At 58.7% G+C, this 377-nt stretch carries 2 pseudogenes; both read left to right on the top strand.

From position 1 onward, the window contains the following. A pseudogene (locus tag VU18_RS20020) lies at positions 1 to 239 on the top strand (transposase); the annotation flags it as partial. A gap of 4 nt (positions 240 to 243) precedes the next feature. Then, positions 244 to 377, top strand: a pseudogene (locus VU18_RS20015) (transposase); the annotation flags it as partial.

The raw sequence follows: 377 nt of genomic DNA, 5'->3' as shown, positions 1-377 counted from the left end.
CGGCTGATCGTCGTTGAATCCAGCGCGCTGGACCAACGAAAAGGGAAGAAACTTGAAAACAAACGGAAAAAAGAAGCAGAGCTTCTTTCACAAGAACAAGCCCAATGGGAGAGCCGCCTGTTTTCCTGCCGGGAAGACGCCGAACAAGCGCTGGCGTCTCTCAAGGCTTCCCTTCGCCCTCGGTTCCATCGCGTCGAGGCGTCCGTTGACGAGGTCATTCGCCCGAAAAAACGGCGCGGNNNNCCGAAAAAAGGGGCGGAACCGGAGGTGGAAACGCGGTTCGCCCTTCGCCTGAACGCGGCATTCGACCAAGAGGCGTGGGAGCGGGCGAGACGGAAAGCGTTCCGTTTTGTCTTGGTCACGACCGTTCCGGAGGA

It is taken from the genome of Geobacillus sp. ZGt-1 (genome assembly GCF_001026865.1).
Classification (GTDB): domain Bacteria; phylum Bacillota; class Bacilli; order Bacillales; family Anoxybacillaceae; genus Geobacillus; species Geobacillus thermoleovorans.
Note: the sequence above shows the minus strand (reverse complement) of the source record. Positions and strands in the feature narration are given on the sequence as shown.